At 53.7% G+C, this 19,317-nt stretch carries 17 protein-coding genes and 1 pseudogene; 7 read left to right on the plus strand and 11 right to left on the minus strand.

Annotated elements, in window-relative coordinates; genetic code table 11:
* Positions 1-6 precede the first annotated feature (6 nt).
* From G5149_RS00960 to G5149_RS00980, 5 genes are all read right to left on the minus strand, one after another.
* On the minus strand, positions 7-2,025 hold the full coding sequence (locus G5149_RS00960; protein ID WP_421211165.1) for a GmrSD restriction endonuclease domain-containing protein: 2,019 nt from the start codon (positions 2,023-2,025) through the stop codon (positions 7-9).
* Positions 2,015-3,394: a DUF262 domain-containing protein gene (locus G5149_RS00965; RefSeq protein WP_421211167.1), complete on the minus strand. Its 1,380-nt coding sequence runs from the start codon at positions 3,392-3,394 to the stop codon at positions 2,015-2,017. Before G5149_RS00965 ends, G5149_RS00960 begins: the two co-directional genes overlap by 11 nt.
* Positions 3,391-4,689: a restriction endonuclease subunit S gene (locus G5149_RS00970; protein ID WP_421211169.1), complete on the minus strand. Its 1,299-nt coding sequence runs from the start codon at positions 4,687-4,689 to the stop codon at positions 3,391-3,393. The genes G5149_RS00965 and G5149_RS00970 overlap by 4 nt, the downstream gene beginning before the upstream one ends.
* On the minus strand, positions 4,689-7,151 hold the full coding sequence (locus G5149_RS00975; protein WP_421211171.1) for an N-6 DNA methylase: 2,463 nt from the start codon (positions 7,149-7,151) through the stop codon (positions 4,689-4,691). Before G5149_RS00975 ends, G5149_RS00970 begins: the two co-directional genes overlap by 1 nt.
* Positions 7,152-7,338: 187 nt before the next feature.
* Positions 7,339-7,746, minus strand: a complete 408-nt coding sequence (locus G5149_RS00980) for a hypothetical protein (protein ID WP_042029645.1) — start codon at positions 7,744-7,746, stop codon at positions 7,339-7,341.
* Positions 7,747-7,975: 229 nt separating this feature from the next.
* Here G5149_RS00980 and G5149_RS00985 point away from each other — a divergent pair, with 229 nt between their 5' ends.
* Entirely contained in the window at positions 7,976-8,179 is a 204-nt protein-coding gene (locus G5149_RS00985) for a hypothetical protein (protein WP_139443821.1), read from the plus strand.
* Between the two features lie 120 nt (positions 8,180-8,299).
* A complete protein-coding gene (locus G5149_RS00990) occupies positions 8,300-8,956 on the plus strand; it encodes a HEPN domain-containing protein (protein WP_068979527.1) in 657 nt (218 codons plus the stop codon).
* A 38-nt stretch (positions 8,957-8,994) separates the two neighbouring features.
* Here the strand turns inward: G5149_RS00990 and G5149_RS00995 are convergent, their stop codons facing one another.
* Both G5149_RS00995 and G5149_RS01000 read right to left on the minus strand, forming a co-directional pair.
* Complete coding sequence (locus G5149_RS00995) at positions 8,995-9,633, minus strand: ADP-ribosylglycohydrolase (RefSeq protein ID WP_421211173.1); 639 nt, start codon at positions 9,631-9,633, stop codon at positions 8,995-8,997.
* 6 nt (positions 9,634-9,639) lie between these two features.
* A complete protein-coding gene (locus G5149_RS01000) occupies positions 9,640-9,930 on the minus strand; it encodes a DUF4258 domain-containing protein (RefSeq protein WP_408744970.1) in 291 nt (96 codons plus the stop codon).
* 100 nt (positions 9,931-10,030) lie between these two features.
* Between G5149_RS01000 and G5149_RS01005 the strand changes: the two genes are divergently transcribed.
* Entirely contained in the window at positions 10,031-10,954 is a 924-nt protein-coding gene (locus tag G5149_RS01005; protein WP_408744971.1) for a WYL domain-containing protein, read from the plus strand.
* A 161-nt stretch (positions 10,955-11,115) separates the two neighbouring features.
* Positions 11,116-12,439: pseudogene (locus tag G5149_RS01010) on the plus strand (IS4 family transposase).
* 185 nt (positions 12,440-12,624) lie between these two features.
* Here G5149_RS01010 and G5149_RS01015 read toward each other — a convergent pair.
* Together G5149_RS01015 and G5149_RS01020 are read right to left on the minus strand one after the other, a co-directional pair.
* Entirely contained in the window at positions 12,625-12,768 is a 144-nt protein-coding gene (locus G5149_RS01015) for a GlyGly-CTERM sorting domain-containing protein (protein WP_421211447.1), read from the minus strand.
* A gap of 11 nt (positions 12,769-12,779) precedes the next feature.
* Positions 12,780-13,337 carry an SVAGG family GlyGly-CTERM protein gene (locus tag G5149_RS01020; protein ID WP_421211175.1) on the minus strand — a complete coding sequence of 186 codons (558 nt, stop codon included), beginning with the start codon at positions 13,335-13,337 and terminating at the stop codon, positions 12,780-12,782.
* Positions 13,338-13,845: 508 nt separating this feature from the next.
* Here G5149_RS01020 and G5149_RS01025 point away from each other — a divergent pair.
* Positions 13,846-14,025 (plus strand): helix-turn-helix transcriptional regulator, encoded by a 180-nt coding sequence (locus G5149_RS01025; protein ID WP_350237627.1) that lies wholly within the window; start codon positions 13,846-13,848, stop codon positions 14,023-14,025.
* Between the two features lie 34 nt (positions 14,026-14,059).
* Here the strand turns inward: G5149_RS01025 and G5149_RS01030 are convergent, their stop codons facing one another.
* A complete protein-coding gene (locus tag G5149_RS01030) occupies positions 14,060-15,253 on the minus strand; it encodes a tyrosine-type recombinase/integrase (protein WP_408744805.1) in 1,194 nt (397 codons plus the stop codon).
* 188 nt (positions 15,254-15,441) lie between these two features.
* Between G5149_RS01030 and sbcB the strand changes: the two genes are divergently transcribed.
* Together sbcB and G5149_RS01040 are read left to right on the plus strand one after the other, a co-directional pair.
* Positions 15,442-16,857: an exodeoxyribonuclease I gene (gene sbcB, locus G5149_RS01035; RefSeq protein ID WP_216978697.1), complete on the plus strand. Its 1,416-nt coding sequence runs from the start codon at positions 15,442-15,444 to the stop codon at positions 16,855-16,857.
* Positions 16,858-17,012: 155 nt separating this feature from the next.
* On the plus strand, positions 17,013-17,513 hold the full coding sequence (locus G5149_RS01040; RefSeq protein WP_216978696.1) for a hypothetical protein: 501 nt from the start codon (positions 17,013-17,015) through the stop codon (positions 17,511-17,513).
* Between the two features lie 68 nt (positions 17,514-17,581).
* Here the strand turns inward: G5149_RS01040 and G5149_RS01045 are convergent, their stop codons facing one another.
* A complete protein-coding gene (locus tag G5149_RS01045; RefSeq protein WP_421211179.1) occupies positions 17,582-19,291 on the minus strand; it encodes a glycoside hydrolase family 36 protein in 1,710 nt (569 codons plus the stop codon).
* Between the last annotated feature and the right edge of the window lie 26 nt (positions 19,292-19,317).

The following is a 19,317-nucleotide window of genomic DNA, read 5'->3' on the forward strand; positions in this document are numbered from 1 at the left end:
CCCGTATTATGTCTGGTCGCATGGCAAAGCATGTAATAGAACATCTAACATCTCGTCTTCATGGCGTTTCATTGCCTCAATGTGCCAGTCATCTGACTCCATCATCAAATATTGTTTAATGCTGTCGATGACCCCACCTGCGTAGTGTTCTTGTTTGGCTTTGGGCAAATAGTCACTTAGACGTGAATTTTTTTCATGGCTAATCAGACAGAGATTGCCAAATGCATTCAGGTGCTCACTTGGCCATAGCTTCCCTCCTCTAGGATGCTGTGGGTAGTAGTGTTCCACCGAACTGCGAGAGGTGAATTGAAAGTTGGCAATAGTGCTGTCTTTGTTAGCCGCTCTACGATTCCTTTGCCATAAGAGATAATCGAGAAAGTTAAAGACCAGATTGTTCTCTATCTGCCCGTAACAGAGACGCTGCCTCACCATATTTCTGTCGATCTGCTCTTGTACTGTTTGAGGCAGGTCTTCCTGCCGATAGATCATATCGAAATAGTCGGCCCCGGTGTCAGCCAGGAAACGGTCAAAAACAAACCTCTTGGCAACCGACTCCAGATAGACCAGATAGTCAGCGGCTTGTATCGGTTGCTGCGCGTGATTGAAGAGCCAGTGAAGTGCCGCATTGAGCCAATGCTTATAGACCATAGTCGGAGCGGAGACATGAAAAGCTGCCAGCAACATCGCAAGTTGCTGATTGATGTCATTCTCACCCTTTTCATTACTAAATGATTTCGGATAGTCGGTGCTTCCGCCACTGTCTTTCTTGTAGCTTTTCAGACTCCAGCCTGTCTTATTTGCAGCGTATTCACGCTTGATAACATACGAGTCAAACAGATGCTTGCAGCGCAGTAAGGCAAAGGTGAATGCCTTGGTGCCTTCAATAGCTTGCGCCTTTCCAATCACCCCCTGCGTTGGGTTGCCACGGAGCAGATAGTCGTCAAAGGTATCCAGCAGCCGTTTATCATCGAGGGGAATATCCTGTTTGAGCAGGACACGCAGCACATGCAGCAGGAAATTCGGGAAGTTGATCACTGAGTGGAAGCGTTTCGCGCCATCATCATCAAGTTGCTCAGTGTGTTTGCCCACCGGTTGTTGGATCAGCGCTTCAAGACTCAATGAAATTGGTCTATCCATCACGGCAGCTTGCCCATCCCCAAGCAGCTCACTCAAAGCGTCAAAGCTATCGACACGCAGTTGATGCCACTCTTGACCAAACAATTTCGACCGCTCGGAGGTGGTAAAACCAGCTTGCACATACTTGTCGATATTGGCGCACGCGTCCCACACCTTATGCAGAGCATACTCGCTACAGGCTTTTTCAACTGGGTCAGGGATTTGATTCATTACTGCCAGCAGACGGGCTTTAAGCACTTCATGTTTTACGAGCTGCTCACCGCGACTGTTCATCACCTCGAAATAGTGGTTGAGGTCTGTCTTTGGCGGCACACCGACTCGCAGGATCTCGACACGGTTTAGTAGATAATCCGAAAACTCGATGGGGCTGATATTACGTGCCTTTAACTTGTTTCTCAGCACGTTGTGAATTATCCGGTAACCACGCAGGATGGCGTCATTAATCTCGGTCATACCCGTTAACTGAGGCGGGTTACCTTCCAGTTGGCCATTGAACAGTGCAGAAAGGGTTTGGCGGGAATGCTCACGGCATTCGAAGTCGATATTGGGTTGACGATACCAGTCGAGTTCAACACCGAGCGATCGCCCCTGATTGCGTAAATAGGTTACCAACAACGACAGCGTTGTCAGTCGTTGCTGGCCATCGATCACTTCATATATCGCTCGATCGGCCTCACGCTCCCGTGCGGATACCACCAAGCTGCCGATATAGTAGCGCTTCCTCTTGGGCTGATAGTCGAGCACATCCTCAATCAGCTGAATTATCTCGGCATCTTCCCATGCGTAGTTGCGCTGATACATAGGGATCAGATAGCTCACCTGCTCCTCTGGCGGGGTGTTACCCAGCAGCTTGCCCACTGAGAGAAGGGTGATCATCTCATCGCTCATCGAGATACCCCATTTTGTCAAATAGTGCTTTCAATTCATCAATCTTGGTGCCATTAACCTTGGTCACGGTCGGCACCTCATATTGCAAGAACAGCTGGGGATTAGTCGCCTCACGTAACACCTTGAACATATTTTGTCGCCCGACTACATAGTTATCCATACTGGCCAACTGCACAGAATACATATCAAGGCGCAAGGCATAGGCCCAGATAAAGATCTTCTCTATCGCTTTGGAGAGGTGCGTGGCGCCGAACTTGTCGAAGTAGTAGAGCAACAAACAATCGAACATTGTTCGCACATAGCGATCACCGGTACGATGGCGGCCCTGGTAGTCGGCAAGCACCATAAGTATCTCGCGGGCATAGCCCTCGAGCTTATAACGCTCCATCAACACTGAACCGTTAAACAGAAATGTCAGCCCCTGATAGTGCTTAATCATCTCGAAGAAACGACGACCGTTGATAATGGTTTGATCCAGCTGAAACGGAAACGCCATATGCAGTTCATCAACCTTGTTATGAACTATCCGCAACGCGGAGATGCAAGGAAAGGCTTCGCTGTTGGCCAGATTAACCCCTTTGAATAGCGCCACGTCATCCTTGCCAAAGTAACGGGCAGGTTTCCCTGTAATCCAACGTCTAATGCGATAAAGATGTTCACCAAACAGGGCTTCTAATAGATCCCCATTACTATTTTCCCAACTGGATACAGTGGCAGTTTTAAGCGGCTCATCCAACGCTGAAAATTCTCGTAGATGGAAAGCCTTGAGCAAATCATGGGGGGCCAGATCTCGTCCGCGTGCATTTTGTGAATCAAAAAACTGGAATGCTTCTGAGATATCAAACAGCACCACCTGTACCAGTTCACAGCGGTTCAGCAGAAAGTCGATCTGTTTCTCATCAAAATCGGCGCGCACGACCCGCCTGCGGATCACCTGATAGTTCTCCCGGATATTGTGTTGTGACACTGTGTTAGTGAAATCGGGATGTATCATGCTCGATTTCAGCGTGTTCAACTGCTCTCGCAGGTTAGGGGCGGTCACTGCGGCGAGTTTCTCATTGAGTAGCGCATGAAGGATTAGCAGCAGTGTGATGGTCCGTTGCTGACCATCGACAATGTCCCGGATACGCATGCCCGCTCCAGTATCTTCCTGAGAAGGGCGCTCATATAACACTAACGTACCCAATCGATACGCATTTTTTTCTTGGTGTAAGGCCAGATCATCCAGCAGTTGCTCGACATGTCTGGTCGTCCACTTATAGGGACGCTGGTAGGGCGGGATCACCAACGTGGGGTCAGCCAGTAGCTGGCTGACCTTGATCACCTTGTACTGCAAGGTGTGGGGATGGGTCACTGATACGGCTGTCATTCAACCTGTTCCACAGGCAGGCGGATACGGCCGGTCAACAACTGCTGCATCATCCCCTGCTTCACATCACGGGCCTTGGCCAGCTTCTGCTCCAGCGCTGTGAGCTCGCTATCCATATCGGAGAGAATGGTGGCGATGGTGGTTTGTTCGAGTAATGTGGGGATTACTATCATCGTTGCACGGATAATTCCGTTATATAGCCTTGATATGGTACTGCCCTCTGGTGAGGCCCATCGAATCAATTTATAAGCGTGATATAAATACTCATTACAAATCTTGCTTTTATCGATTTTCAACCAGACAATGTTTGAGTCTTGAAAGTATGCAGAACACCCATCATAAATAACAGTTTTACCCAAAGTACCTGCTGCAGATATCAATATATCTCCCTTTTCAGGAAATGAGTATTTATCTCTAAACTTCTTATATAAAGAAACAGAGATATATGCATCAGGCTCTCCACCAAAGGTTCCTATTTTATAGAAAGGTATCTCACCAACTTCCACTGTCTGACTAGAAAATATACGCTTACACATACAAACTTCAGAGATATCACCTAATGTTGTTGCATCCCAATCTTCAGGAATTTGTCCCAGCTCGCTGGTTTTATAACCTTTTGGGGTGCCATCGGGGCGCAGGGCGAACTGCGGCAGGCGGGTTCGACCGGTCAGCAGTTGCTGCATGGCGGCGGTCTTGATGGCCTGTTTCTTGGCGATCAACTGCCCCAAGCTAACAATCAGAGCATCACTATCGGAGAGTACTGTCGCAATTGCTAATTGCTCTTCCGTTGGAGGAATTGCGCATTGTATTCTTTCAAGAGAGGCTTTATTTAATTTAAATCGCCCAGCACCCTGCCGAGTTAGATAAATAGAGATATCGCGATTTCTGAAAAACCAGTAAAACCACTTTGCAGAACCAACATTTCCCTTAATCAGGTGTACATGATTGTTAACGTTGAACTTACCACTAACCAGTTGGGTCTGATTAACTGAGTCAAACTTTAAGAAATGGTCTCCATCCTCACCAATCAGAGCGAATTCACCCTCAACTCGATATTCATTAATATAGCCTTGTATCTTCGTTGGACCGTAGTATGGATAAGAACCACTCATGCCATCACGTACTTTAGAACTAATTGGCAATCTTAGATTGTTACAAACAGTAAATGAATCACCCACAAGCATAACTTCCCAATCCTTGGGAATTACCCCCACCTCGGTCTGCTTATAGCCCGTCGGAATAGCCTGCGTGGCCACCTTCTCGCCTTCTTTATGCTGAATCATCTGTTCCGCCATTATGCCCACTCCAGCCCCATGGCCTTTAGATGGGCCGCCACCTTGGCCTCCAGCTCGCTCACGTTTTGGGTTAGTTGTGGCAGGGAACTGCTGTAACGCTCCTCAAGCTCCTTGACCCGGTTGGCAAGCTGCTGGGTGACCCGCTCAATCTCGGCTTCCAGCGCGCCGCACAGGCTCGCCTGCCATTTATCTTCCACCAGCAGGGTTTTGATCTCGTTATCCTGCAGTTTGGGGTAGTGGGCAAACACCGCTTTATCGAGGGCGTCGCTGGCCTCCTTATGGGCTTTCTTGGCCCGGGTCTCGGCGTCGAACAGCTGCTGCGCCTGCTTCAGCGCAACCAGCTCCTCCTTGTCGGTGGCGGCCTTGATGCGCGCTTTGACGCTGGCGGCGGTGACCTTCTCCTTGTCGTTCATCGCCTCGACCAGACCGCCCTCTTCCCCGCTCTGCTCCTCGATAAAGCTCTCCAGTGCCTGGCAGGCCTCATCAAGCGCGGCTTGCAGGGTATCGAGCTCTTTTTGTTCATTGACAAAGAAGCGGGCCACCAGCAAGGCGGGTGGGATCAGCTCCGCCTTGTACTTGGCCTTGCCAATCACCAGATCTTGGCTCTCTTTGATCTTTTCGCCCTTGTCGGCAATCAGCTCGCGCAGTACCCGACCTGCAGGCCAGCCATCCTGAGAGAGCACATAGAGATCGTCTTGCAATTGGTTCTGCCAGTAGTCCATCAGCAGCTGATAGATGGCGTAGGGATCGAGCAGCTCACCGGTCGCCTCGGTGCTCGCGCGGTAGTGCTCAAGCAGTGCTTCACTCACCTCGTCGATCAACGCCTTGGGCGAGTCACCTTTGGCAAACTCGCCGAACTGGCACTCGCTAAACCACTGGGCGAACGGCGCCAGGGCCGCCTGTTTGAAGCGGGCAAACTCCTCACAGGCCAGTATGGTGCTCTTGACCTTGGAGGCGGCTACCCGCGCCTCACTGTAACCGGGCCGCAGCGGGGCAAACAGGGTAGCCTTGAGGGTCGGGAATACCCGCCAGTAGGGGCCAAGCGCCGCGATATCGCGCTCGGGGATCCCCCCTTGCAGGTGACCGGCCAGATCGTGCAGGTCTTCCCCTTCGCTGCCATCGATATAGCGCGGGATATTGAGGTTGTAGTCGTTGCGGGCGATCTCGCCAAGCGGTACCCAGCGGCTGTAACCCTCCAGGGTCAGGCCACGGGTGAAGGTGTCGACAATCTTGTGGATGTCCTGCTCGCGCAGCCGGTTCTTGTTGCCATCTTTGATAAAGCCTTTGCTGGCATCGATCATAAACAGCCCTTGCTCATTGCCAGCCAGAGCATTGAAGGCGCGGGAGTGGGCGCTCTCTTTATCGATGACGATGATGCAGGCGGGAATACCGGTACCGTAGAAGAGGTTGGCAGGCAGACCAATGATCCCCTTGATATAGCCTTGTTTCAGCAGGTTCTCGCGGATACGCGCCTCGGCATTACCGCGAAACAGCACGCCGTGGGGCAGGATCACGGCGCCCTTGCCGGTACTCTTCAGGCTCTTGATGATGTGCAGCAAAAAGGCGTAATCGCCGTTTTTCTCTGGCGGCACACCCCAGACAAAGCGGCCGAACTCGTCGTGTTCAGCATCGAGGCCGCTGGTCCAGTTTTTGTTGGAGAAGGGCGGGTTGGCTACGGCGAAGTCAAAGGTTTTGAGCTGGTTGTTGCCCTCCTTCCATTGGGGTGCGGCCAGGGTGTTGCCCTTCCAGATTGCTGCAGTGGGGTTGTCGTGCAGGATCATGTTCATCCGCGCCAGCGCACTGGTGGCGTTGTCCATCTCCTGTCCGTAAATACTCAGTCCCTTGGGGCCTGCCTCGTCGCTCGCCTTGAGCAGCAAGGAGCCAGAACCACAGGTGGGGTCGTAGACTGTGGCATCTTGCGGAGTCTGACGGCTGATGCCAATCACCTTGGCCAGAATGCGCGACACCTCAGCCGGGGTGTAGAACTGCCCCTTGGACTTGCCAGACTCGGTGGCGAAGTGGCGCATCAGGTATTCGTAAGCATCACCCAGCAGGTCATCCCCTTCGGTACGGTTGGCCGACAAATCCAGCCCCTCGAAGATAGCCACCAGCTTGGAGAGGCGGTCGATCATCTCTTTGCCCTTGCCGAGTTTGTCTTCATCGTTGAAGTCGGCAATGGTGATCACCCCTTGCAGATCGTTGGCGGTCGCCAGCGCACTGATGATGGTGTTGATCCCCTCGCCTATCTCCTTGCTGCCCTTGAGCGCCACCATGTCATCAAAGCTCGCCCCTGCCGGTACCTCGATCATGGCGTACGGATTGCCCTTGGCCTTGTCGGAGACGTATTTCACAAACAGCAGGGTCAGCACATAGTCCTTGTACTGGGAGGCATCCATCCCGCCGCGCAGCTCATCGCAGCCAGCCCAGAGGGAGGAGTAGAGTTCGTTCTTCTTGATAGCCATGAGTCAGGTATTCCGATAAGAGTCTGTGTGCGCCAAGGGCGCAGGGAAAACGAAAAGAGGCAGAGATTCACAACTTTGCCGGTTGCGGTGCCAGAAATTGCCAACGAGTTTACCCACTTGGCCCCGTTGCAACCATGCCTGATATCACATCAGAGGGTGATGCGCCGACCGTTTGCTGCAAAAGCCATCATTTGCCTTCAAGCAAGGCTGGCGGCGTACTCTCGCCACGGCATTTGAGTTGCCCCAGCGCGTTGGTTCGGCAGACGGTGCCATCAGAGGCACGCAGGTTACCGAGACTATCCTCACGCCACGTCACCCGTTCGCCGGTTTTGGCATTGCTGCCACGCACATGGCCCAGTGCGTCTTTGCGGTAGGTGGTGCCATCGCTGCCCTTGAGGTTGCCCAACGGATCGGTGCGCCAAGTAATGCCGGTACCCGAGTCTTTGATGTTGCCCAGTGCATCCTCACGCAGAGTGCCCTGTTTGCCATCATCACACTGGTAGATAGTGTTGCCCAGCGCATTCTCCCGATAGGTGCAGTCTGCAGCAAACACGATTTGCGGCGTTAGGCCCAGCAACAGGGCGATTAATGACAACGGGCGTGTCACTAACCAAAAGCCGGGTTGGTTACTCATCGCATATCCCCTCTGACGTGAACTCGGCTGACTATAGCGGGCCAGCCGCACAGCTTCGATACTGGGGTTTTGCACATGTCGTGTTTTCAGGCGGATACAACTTTGACTCTAAAGAGTGTGAACAAGGAGCTCACTGCAATAATTTGAGCCGTGTTACTCTAGGCCAAATGGAACTTGCTTGAGGGATATCATGCCGATACAACCACCCCCTTCTACTTATCGCTGTCCAACCTGTGGCTGGCACAAGACGGTCGTTCCCAAGAGCGATGTTATGGTACGTGGCCACACCTGGTTTGAGGCCTGTCCCGAGTGCCACCATGCCCCACTGGAACAATCGTCGGCCACCATGGTGGAGCTGGCCATTGCAACGCTGAAGGGTGTCATCCGCAAGTAGCCACTGCTATCACCACATTGCTATTCCAGCCAGTTCCTCACCAACCTGATGATCAAGCAGCAGGACAGAGAGTCTGGTTGTCAAAGATGGCTATTCATCTGATCGAGAAGGAGATCGTCGTTGAATTTTGAACAGTTGAAAACTCGTCACCGGACTCTGCGTGAACACTCTCCCAGCAACCTCAACCTGCGAGTTCATCGTGCCTTAAGCTGGCTGCAACGTGCTGAAATGGCCGAAGATGAAGATGGCCGCTTTATCTTTCTCTGGATTGCGTTCAATGCAGCTTATGCCACTGAAATCGATGACGATCGTCGCCTCTCTGAACAGGAGACCTTCAAAGGCTTTCTGGAGAAACTGTGCGATCTGGATGAGCACAAAAAGATCGAGCATCTGGTTTGGCAGGAGTTCTCTGGCAGTATCCGCATACTGCTGGATACCCCGTTTGTACTGCAAGGCTTCTGGGATTATCACAGCGGCAAAATAAGCGAAGCCCAGTGGAAGGAGCGGCTGGCACAAGGCAAGAAGATGGCAAACCAGGCCCTCGCCAGCAGCAACACCCCACAGTTGCTGGGCGTGGTGTTTAACCGCCTCTATACCCTGCGCAACCAGCTAATTCATGGCGGTGCGACCTGGAACAGCTCGGTCAATCGCAAACAACTGAAGGATTGTGCCAACCTGCTCGGCAAACTGGTGCCGGTGATCATCGAGTTGATGATGACCCATCCCGATACCCTGTGGGGAGATGCCTGTTATCCGGTGGTTGAGCTGGCTGGTTAATCAGCCGCAGGATGGCGGGATACGATGGCGCCGCGGCTTCAATCTGTCCGATCTGACAGATAGAAAGCCCCGGCTAACAGTCCATAGACCAACCGCACCCGCTCATCCCTGCCCAGCAGCACACCGAGTAGCACTTCGCCGCTTGCCAAATCGTCACCATGCCAGAAGCACCAGAGGGCTGCCTCCACTACATCCAGCCAACTGGCATGGCCCAGCTGATTACGAGACTTGCGCCGCCAGCTGCCGCGCACCACGGCGCCGCTATTCGGAGATGTGGCTGCCAGCGCCCGCTGCTCCATGACGCTTACCGTTAGTCCATCCAGCTTGGCCTGGCGACTGCCACGCACTCCTCGCAGCAATTTGTCGAGTAGCAGCGCCAACAGACGAAACGCATCCTGATCTTCAAAGCAGGCATCCTCCCCCAGCAAATCGGCAGCACCGACCATCAGTTGCTCACGCCCCAGATAGATGGGCTGTGACGTGCAATCCAGCCGATGTTGCTCGACATGGATAGCCAATGCCGTCACCACCACCAACGGTGAAGTCTCACCCTCTTGGTGAAACGCGCCTTTGGCAAGCAGAGCAGTCAGCTCCTTGGCTCGCTCGGCTGACAGCAGGCAATAGATCCCCCTGATCAGGGGCATGACCACCTGACCTGATAACAGACTTGCGTTCATAGCGCCTCAGTGACGATCGCGTTTGAAGTGAGTGGTTTTATGACCGACGGTGGCAATCTCGCCGTCATGCAGGACCAGATAGTGACGGTGCAGCCGCTGGCAGCATTCCGCGGGCAATCCGTACTCGGCTTGCAGCATCGCCACTCCTTTGCGATCGAGATAAACCAGTTCGCGCCCTTGGTGATAAGCAGAGCGTCCAAGGCTCAGCAGCCTATCCACCAGCTCGGGTGCTATACCGCGCTGCTGCATCCAGCACGCGGCGTGATGGCTGTACGCACTATCCAGCTTCCCGTTCATTACATGCTCCTTTGACGCTCATTTCGATGGATTCATTATATGTAGCCTGTATACTCATGCCGATACTGATTACATAAACATGTCGCATTTTGGAGCACGTATGGCACCCAAAGAGCTCACCTGGGATCAAACCCTGCGCTTTCGTCTGTTGGAGATCGTATTGCAGTGGGAGGGACGGCTGACCACCAACCACCTGACAACCGCTTTCAATATCGGCCGTCAACAGGCGTCACGGGATATCAACCACTACCTGACACACTACTCGCCGGAAGGGCTGGTCTATGACAAAAGCCTGAAGGGATACAAACCCACAGCGCACTTTGTGCCGCGTTTTAGTGAGGGAAAAGTCGATGAGTACCTGATGCTGCTACACCGTGAAAAGCAGCACCAGCGCCAACATGAAGCGGGCCTGTTGACACTGCCGCTGATGGATCTGCGCTACGGCCACATCGAGATCCTGGATGTGCCAAACCGCCATATCGACCCGAAAATCGTGCGTGGCTTGGTGCAAGCGGCGCGCGGCCAACTGCGGGTCGATGTCGATTACGTATCCCTCAGTTCAGAGGAGCAGAGTGGCCGCAATATCGTGCCTCACACTCTGGTCTATGACGGGATCCGCTGGCACGTACGCGCCTACTGTGAGAAGAAAGGGGAATATCTTGACTTTGTGATGAGTCGTTTTCGGGGCGAACCGGATCTGCTGGATGCCTCCCCTCACGGCCGGGAGCAGGATCTGGAGTGGAACACTCAGGTGACTGCGGTAGTCGTTCCCAATCCCGGGCTCAGTGAAGGACAACAGGCCATCATTGCCAGAGACTATGCCATGACAGGGAACCAACTGTTGATTCACCAGCGCATCCCTTTGATGCATTACGCACTGGAACGGATGCAAGTGAGCTATAACGGCGAACACCAACAACATCCCCTGCTCTACCCGCTGGTGCTGGCCAACCGGGAGGAGCTCATCCAGCAAGGCTGTACCTTCAAGCTCAAGAGTGCAGACCTACAAATGCGACCAGGTTAACCCTGGTGCCAGGATGTCCGGCTTCTCCGCACATCCGGCAAAGAGAGATAGAAATAAAAAAGGCTCCCGACATGGCGGTAATGCCGATCAGTTAAGGATCCATTGACCGATCCTTCTGATGTGTGAAAATCCGAAACCTGTTGATTTGGTTTCGGATTTTTATGCGTATCGACCAGGCTCTCGATTTCCTGCACGCCAGTAATGCCGCTCAGTTTGAGTCACTTTCTGACCTCATTCCTCCCGAGCTCATCACAACGCTGCTCGCCGAAGAGGATGTCGCGACCCTGCGTCGCCGCCGTATGCCCATGGAGCGCCTGGTCTGGGCCATCATCGGCATGGCTATCTTCCGCCACATCCCCATGACCCAGCTGGTCAATCAGCTCGATATCCTGTTGCCCGGCGACCGCCCCTTCGTTGCCCCCAGCGCCTTCCTGCAAGCTCGCCAAAAACTGGGGGACAAGAGCATCGAACGGCTGTTTCACGAGACCGCCTCTCTCTGGCACCAGCAGGCCAATCACCCTGGCTGGGCTGCAGCTGCTCGCCGTCGATGGCGTGATGTGGCGCACGCCCGATACCCCTGACAATGCCGCTGCCTTTGCCAAGCCCGGTACCCAGCATGGCGAGACCACCTATCCGCAGGTGCGCATGCTTTGCCAGATGGAGCTGACCAGTCACCTGCTTGTGCAGGCCGTCGTGGAGAGCTGCGCCGTCAACGAGATGGTGTTGGCCGAACAGCTTGTCGCACGCACGCCGGACCACTCGCTGACCCTGTTCGACAAGGGGTTTTACTCTCTCGGTCTGCTCCACGCCTGGCAAACCACTGGCAGCGAGCGGCACTGGCTGCTGCCACTCAAAAAGGGCACGCAATACGAGGTGGTGCGCAAGCTGGGGCGTCAGGATGTGCTGGTGCGTCTCAAAACCAGTCCACAGGCGAGGAAGAAGTGGTCGCAACTGCCAGAGACGCTAGAAGCCCGCTTACTTACCCGCACCATCAACGGCAAAGAGCGGCAAGTGTTGACCTCAATGGTCGACCCGATGCGCTTTGTGGGCACCGACATCGTCGAGCTCTACAGCCATCGCTGGGAAATCGAGTTGGGCTATCGGGAGATGAAGCACAGCCTGCAACAACACCGATTGACCCTGCGCAGCAAAAAGGCGGCGGGGATACGGCAGGAGCTGTGGGGCGTGTTGTTGGCGTATAACCTGCTGCGCAACCAAATGGTAAAGATGGCAGCGAGCCTCAAGGGGTACACGGCAAGCCAGCTGAGTTTCCACATGGCGTCGGTCTATCTTATCCATGAACTGAGCTGCATGCCGTACCTGTCACCGGGGACTATCCCGAAGCGGGTAGCTGACCTGGAGAAACAAGCGGGACAGTTTGTGCTGCCGGAACGAAGGGAGCGAAGTTACCCCCGCTGCGTGAAACCAAGGCCACAGAGGTACAGTGTGAAAAAAGCCAATAAAAACAATGCCAGTCAGGCTTAACTGACTGGCATTACCCGACATGGCGGGAGCCTTGATTGTAATAAATCATTTAATCGGAATTCGTATTATGGGGACACCCGTAATGATTCCCGGCAACACTCATAACATCTCTTAGCTTTGGCGACTCACCATGCCAACGCAGCTTGGCCACCTTGCCATATTGATGAAAGGTATTGGTACAAGGCTTATCGGCTCATTTTAAGCCGGCGAACCAACCCGCAGATAACCAAAGTCAGCAGTGAGATCGGTCCTGTCGAACCACCACCACCGCCTTTTTCACCACCTTTACCTCCATTATCAGTGTTGACACCTTGCACTGTGATGGCCATCGGTTTGGTAATCACGTTACCGCCAGTACCGCTACGCAGGCCGAGGGTAACCAGAAGTCAGCACCGGAAGTCGCCATCCCATCAAAGTTGCCATCTGGGCCGCCCTTGGTGGTGATCCACATATCGGCACCAGAGCTGTGCGCAGCAAAGGTCAGATCTTGAATGTCTTGTTCATTGGTGCATACACCGTCCCACAGCGGAGGCTGTTTAATGCCGAAGTCAGGGCCATAAGAGTCACGAACAGCAACGACTCGCTCGTTGAGCAGGACAACACCGGCTGAATATCCTGTTTTACAGGTGGGGTTCAGCACGGTATCGCTCATAACGAGGATCTGCTTCACCTCGAAATGCAGGTTCTCAGGATTACCATTTTTGATGATGCCGGTGCGTTGACTGGTGTAATACTCGTCCATAGCTGCTACGCGCTGGTGAATGGTGTTAAATACCTTCTCAGCACCATCCTGAGCAACGATGGACTTGGGCACCATTACGTTTACATCGATAACCGTAGTGGCTATCACCGCATTGCTTACAACCAAGGTTGCAGCCATAAAGAGTAGCTTTGACATCAATAGTTTCTCCGGAACTAGTATAACCATATGAAACCGCAGGCAATACACCATTGAATCCTAACCACAATGAGCTACATGTTTTTTTAAAAAAAACACATCATGATTTGTGAACGAATTCACAATCCTTTAAAACACAAAAACTTTATTAACTCTCTGCTTAACCCCCACTTTTATTACCCCCTCGTGGCTAACCTATTCAATCGCTTTTTCAACTCTACCAATAATGAATAGAGCCACCCGTTGACTTAACAACACGAACACACTCCATACCCAACCATCGAGAGCTAAAAGGAGTCAAAAATGTTATTGAAATTTACATATCATGACCATAAGCCATATTGTTCCACTGCCATTTCCATTGCTTTTATAATACACAAAAACAATTATTAAATTGACTTTCGCAGTATGGATGTTTTTCTATATCATAAAAGCAAGTTGTCTAAAAATATGGTAAGTTGACACATATACCCATCATGTTTAACCTCCTAAAAAAACAGGAGGCTATATGAACAACAACGAACCAGCACTAATAAGAACCAAAACATTATTAAAAAAACTTGGCATATCCAGATCGACGCTGTACAGATGGATTAAAGAAGACAAATTTCCACCACCTATCAATAAAGGCTTTTATTCTGCCGCAGCGGTAAATAATTGGATATCAAGGGAAAATCATTCATCTTAGATGATAAATTACATCAACTTTGGTTCGGTTATATTTAGAGTTCCCGCAATGATTTTACTGCCTCCATTAATTTTTTATCCCATAATTCATATGCCTCACGTTGCTCATCAATCCAGTCATGGAGATTGTAAATAGCCATGACACCCGCCATCCTGTGGCCAAGCATTCTCTCGGTTACCTGAGGCATGACATGCTCTTCCGATAGGCGCGTACTCAATGTTCGACGCATGTCGTGCATACGCCAATACGGCAGATCCAGTTTATCTCGCACACGCTCTGCTAACTGGATCAGAGACGCACTGCTCAACGATCTTTTCGGATTCACTGGCGAGCGACATACTGGCCCTCCCCTGAGCCGAGATCTCGCTGCCGCTTCTTGCAACAACACCATTACTCTCGAAGGAATAGGCCTACGTATTGGCGCCCCACATTTGGCACGAGCAGCGGGAACCGTCCAAATTTGCTCCTCCATATTGAACTCACTCCACTGTGCACCCAATGCCTCGCCGCTGCGACAGCCAAGCAGGATCACTAATTTGGCTGCCAATTTTAATCCGCGGCTGGCCCTGCTCTGTTCAAATGCAATCCAAATCTGAGCGAGTTCACGCATGGTCAACACACGAGTGCCTCTCTCAGGTTGAGAGCCCACATCTTCGGTGCGTAATTGCAGCACCGGGGAGCCGCCAATGAGATTACGCCGAATACAAAAACTAAGAATGGATTTTAACCTGCGCAATAAATGCCCTGCGTTTTTCGGCTTTTTCTTGCCAATCTTATCAAACCACTCCAGCCAGCTCGAAAACGGGATCTGTTCAACCGGAATGCCAATAAACAGAGGTTCGAAATAGCGCTGCATGGTATGCTCATAGAGCATGACCGTACGAGGCCGCAGCTTGGGCAGATGGTGTTCACGAAAATGCTCGCAGCACTGTTTAAGTGTGACATCATGCTTCTGGTGGAGCTTATCCCAGAAAACTCTGGGATGTTCATTACGCTCAAGTGCACCACGGATTGCAGGGATCAACGCCCTGGCATCAGCGAGTTTAAGGTCGGGATAGCGTCCAATTTTGAGTCTCGCCGCTTTTCCTTGCCAGCGATAGCGATATTGCCACGAGATGGTGCCTCGCTCGGTGACCCGAGCTGACAATCCATCACGGTCTGACAATTCCGTCTTGCCAAAGTAGGGCTTACCATAGAGGGCCCGTAGCTTCGTATCAGTAAGTGGCATATGACTCTCCTGTGACTGGTCATCTGATTTTTCACTGACACATTAACGCGTCCTAACGTGTACACAGATATGTACCAAACTGGTCTGAAACGGACTGAATCAAGGTCGGACAAAGTGAGACAATCTGAGATAACACTCCGTATAACGACTTGTTTTTCAAGCATATAGACACAATTCAGAACCACGAAATGAACCAGCAGACAAATCCTACCTTCTATTTCCACGACTACGAAACCTTCGGCATCAGCCCCGCCAAGGACAGGCCGTCGCAGTTTGCCGGTATTCGCACCGATGCGGATTTCAACATCATTGGCGAGCCGCTGGTGATTTATTGCAAACCGCCAGCGGACTACCTGCCGGATCCGGAGGCGTGCCTCATTACCGGTATCACGCCGCAAAAGGCGATGAAGGATGGGCTGTGCGAGGCGGATTTCATTCGCCAGATCCACGAGCAGTTCGCCACTCCGAATACCTGCGTGCTTGGCTACAACAGCATCCGCTTCGATGATGAGGTGACCCGCTACACCCTCTATCGCAACTTCTATGACCCCTATGCCTACAGCTGGCAAAACGGCAACTCCCGCTGGGACATCCTCGACATGCTGCGGGCCTGCTATGCCCTTCGGCCGGAGGGGATCGAGTGGGCCTTTGACGAGGAGGGTAAGCCGAGTTTCCGGCTGGAGAAGCTGACAGTCGCCAACGGCGTGGCCCATGCCAATGCCCACGATGCGCTCTCGGACGTGCTGGCCACTATCGAGATGGCCAAGCTGGTGAAAAAAGCCCAACCCAAGTTGTTTGGTTATCTCTTTGATCTGCGCAACAAAAACAAGGTGAAGGCGCTGATTGACGTGGTGACCATGAAGCCGCTGGCGCACGTCTCCGGCATGTTCTCCCCCTGGCAAGGGTGTGTGAGCTGGGTTTCGCCGCTCGCCTGGCATCCTACCAACCAGAACGCGGTGATCATGGTGGATCTGACCCGCGATCCGACCCCGCTTATCGAGCTCACCAGCGAGGAGATCCGCGAGCGCCTCTATACCAAGAAAGAGGAGCTGGGGGATCTGGCCAGCATCCCAGTGAAGCTGGTGCATATCAACAAGTGCCCGGTGCTGGCGCCGGCCGCTACCCTGACGGCGGAGCGCGCCGACCAGCTTGGCATCGACCGGGAGCAGTGCCGCAAGAGCCTGGATCTGCTGCGCGCCCACCCGGAGGTGCGGGAAAAACTGGTGGAAGTCTTTAATCAGGAGTTCGCCGGCAGCAATGACAGCGACCCTGATACCCAACTCTACGCCGGCTTCTTTGGCCACGGCGACAAGTCCACCATGGATCTGGTGCGCGCCACCCCCGCAGATCTGCTGGGTGAGCGGGAGTTTGCCTTTACCGACGCGCGGCTGCCGGAGATGTTGTTCCGCTACCGCGCCCGCAACTGGCCACACACTCTGAGCGAAACCGAGCAGAAGCGCTGGCGCCTGCACTGCAGCGACTACTTCAGCCGCCGTCTGCCGGACTATGTGCCCCGTCTCGAGGCGCTGGCAGAGCAGAACCAGAGTAACGAACGGAACTTTGCGATTCTCAAGAGTCTCTATCGTTATCTGGAAGATTTATGAGTTGTGAGTAGTTTCACACTAAATCCTTCCCGCCAGCCCCCTTCTTCAGGTCATAATGACGAAGGGGATTTTCCCAAAAACCAATATCTTGCGACATCCTGAGCGGATGTATCCCAAGCAAGTAATCTCTTTGGCCGAACGGAAGCCATTTGCTGATGCCTCGTCACCACGCACTGCTCGGATTACTGACCCTGCTGCCGCTGGCAGCCAACGCCGCATACCGGTTCGATGTGCCGGATTATCTTGCTCGCCTGCCCGAGCAGACCTATCGCATCGTAGAACAGAATTTCAACACTCTTTATCAGCAGACTGACTTCACCCCCCAGATCACCAACAGCTACTTCAACCGCTCCCATCTGTACAAGTTTGTCGGGGTGCCGCTTGCCATCAGTGCCCAGTCCGGTTTCCAGCTGGAGGTGTTTGGTCAGGTCTATAACCGCGCGTCTCAGGCCTATATGCACCTGAGCGAGGATATGTCCCTCTATCGAGTGATGCGGGTCGATCTGATGGGGAACCCCAATGATCAGCTGGCCATCGGCTTTGGTCTGGGGGTACCCATCACCCCGTTGCTGACCCTCAAGGCGATCGCCTCCGGCAGCGACATCCCGGGCTATGGCTCCGCCAAATACGCCGTCGGGGTCGAGTGGCGTTACTGATACCGTCTCCCAAATCACAAAAACTCAGGCTCCCGAAGGAGCCTGAGTTTTTTGAGAGATGCGCCTTATCAGGCGTAGCGGATCACCCGCCCCTCACCCCCTTGCAGGGTTACGGTTGTGCCGACAGCCTGCTCTTGCCAAAAATCGGTTCCCCCTTCCGGCAACAGAAACTCCTGTGGTAACCCCTCCCAATTGAACAGGCAGAGCAGAGTGCCACCCTCGGGAAGGCTCACTTCACCGCAGGCAAAGTCCATCGACTCGAAACGGGCAGAGGGTGCTCGGGCTGCGCAGAGCGCAAGCAGCTTATGCAGTTGCGCCGCCTGCTCCTCATCGAGATCTTGCAGTCGATCACCAGCCAGCATCATGCCGCCGCTCGCCACCAGCGCTGCCAGATGGAAGCTGTAATCCGCCTTGCTTGCCTGCTGGCTCGGTAGATCCCGCAGGCAGATGCAGTCGGGGTCGAGGGCCCAGAGCTTGTCGTTCTGCCAGGCGCGGCAGAAGGCTTCGCGAGCGATCTGGCGATAGCGGTGGCCGTTGCGTTCCACGTCATCGCTCACCCGCATGCCGTGCACCAACCCAAGGCTTGGCCAAATGGGGGCATTGCAACCGAGCAGGAAAGCGCCTTCACCTGCACCACGCAGGATGGCGGCCATACCGCGCCGATAGGCTTCAACCCGGGTGGCAGCCGGATCGTGGAAACGGCCACCGTGGATGGCGCCCCAGAAGTTGGCATCGAGTTTGAAGTAGTGGATACCCCACTGTTCGCGCAGGGTGCGGAACACCTGCTCAAGGTGCGCCTGCACCTCGGGGTGGGTACCATCCAGCACATACCAGGGGGTACAGCGCCAACCACCATAGGTAACCCGCTCTGAGGGCAGCGGCAAGCCGTCATCCCCCTTCACAAACCAGTCGGGGTGATCCTGAAACACCTGCGAACCGGGCTCTGCAATAAAAGGAGCGACCCAGAGGGCAGGCTCGCAGCCAGCCTGTTTGATCTCCTCAGCCAGTGATGCCACCCCCTGCTCGAACTTGGCCGACGGGGTGAGCCAGTCGCCCATCTTGGCCTGATAGCCGTCATCGATCTGCACGTAACGCAGGGCTGGGAAACGCTCGGCACGCACCTGCAGATTTTCGCGAATATCGGCAGCACTCACCTCGGCGTAGTAGTGATACCAAGAGCACCAACCGCTCGGGCGATCACTCACCTTGCCGATCAGCGAGCCATGCTCGGCCTCGATCAGCCGTGCCAACTCAGCCAGCAGATCTTCGCGCTCCGGCCCTTCGAGGCAGATCAGCGCCTCACTCTGCCAATGCTCACCGGCCGCAAGTTTTCGCCCTTCGCAGTTCATCAGGATCTGCAAGCGACCATCGGGGTAGAGGCGAAACTCCCCGCCAAAACGGTGGCAGCTGGCAAAGGCGAGCAGCAGCCACCCCTTGCCATGCTCCACCAGCAACAGGTTGTGAATGGTGTGATAGTCATTGTCATCAGTGATGCGATAAACGCTGGCATCGGGACAACGGCCGACATGTTGCGGTGATTGCCAGCTACCCATGGTCTGGGCCAGCATCTGGAATCCTTCGCCATAAATGGTGCTCTCCACCGGCAGGCCAAGCTTGCCGTCAAACAGCACCCAGCGCTCGACCGGGGTGGCATCAGAACCGGTGTTGTCGAGTCGCACCCGACACAGGGGCCCTTCCCACTGACGGGTTTGCAGCAGATGGGGTGGCAACGCATTATCGTTCGCCAGCTGGCGAACTCGGGACAAGAGGGATGTCATCACTACTCCTTGTAGTTCGAAAAGGG

This window comes from Aeromonas sp. 600479 (assembly GCF_049175515.1).
Taxonomy (GTDB): Bacteria; Pseudomonadota; Gammaproteobacteria; order Enterobacterales; family Aeromonadaceae; genus Aeromonas; species Aeromonas veronii_A.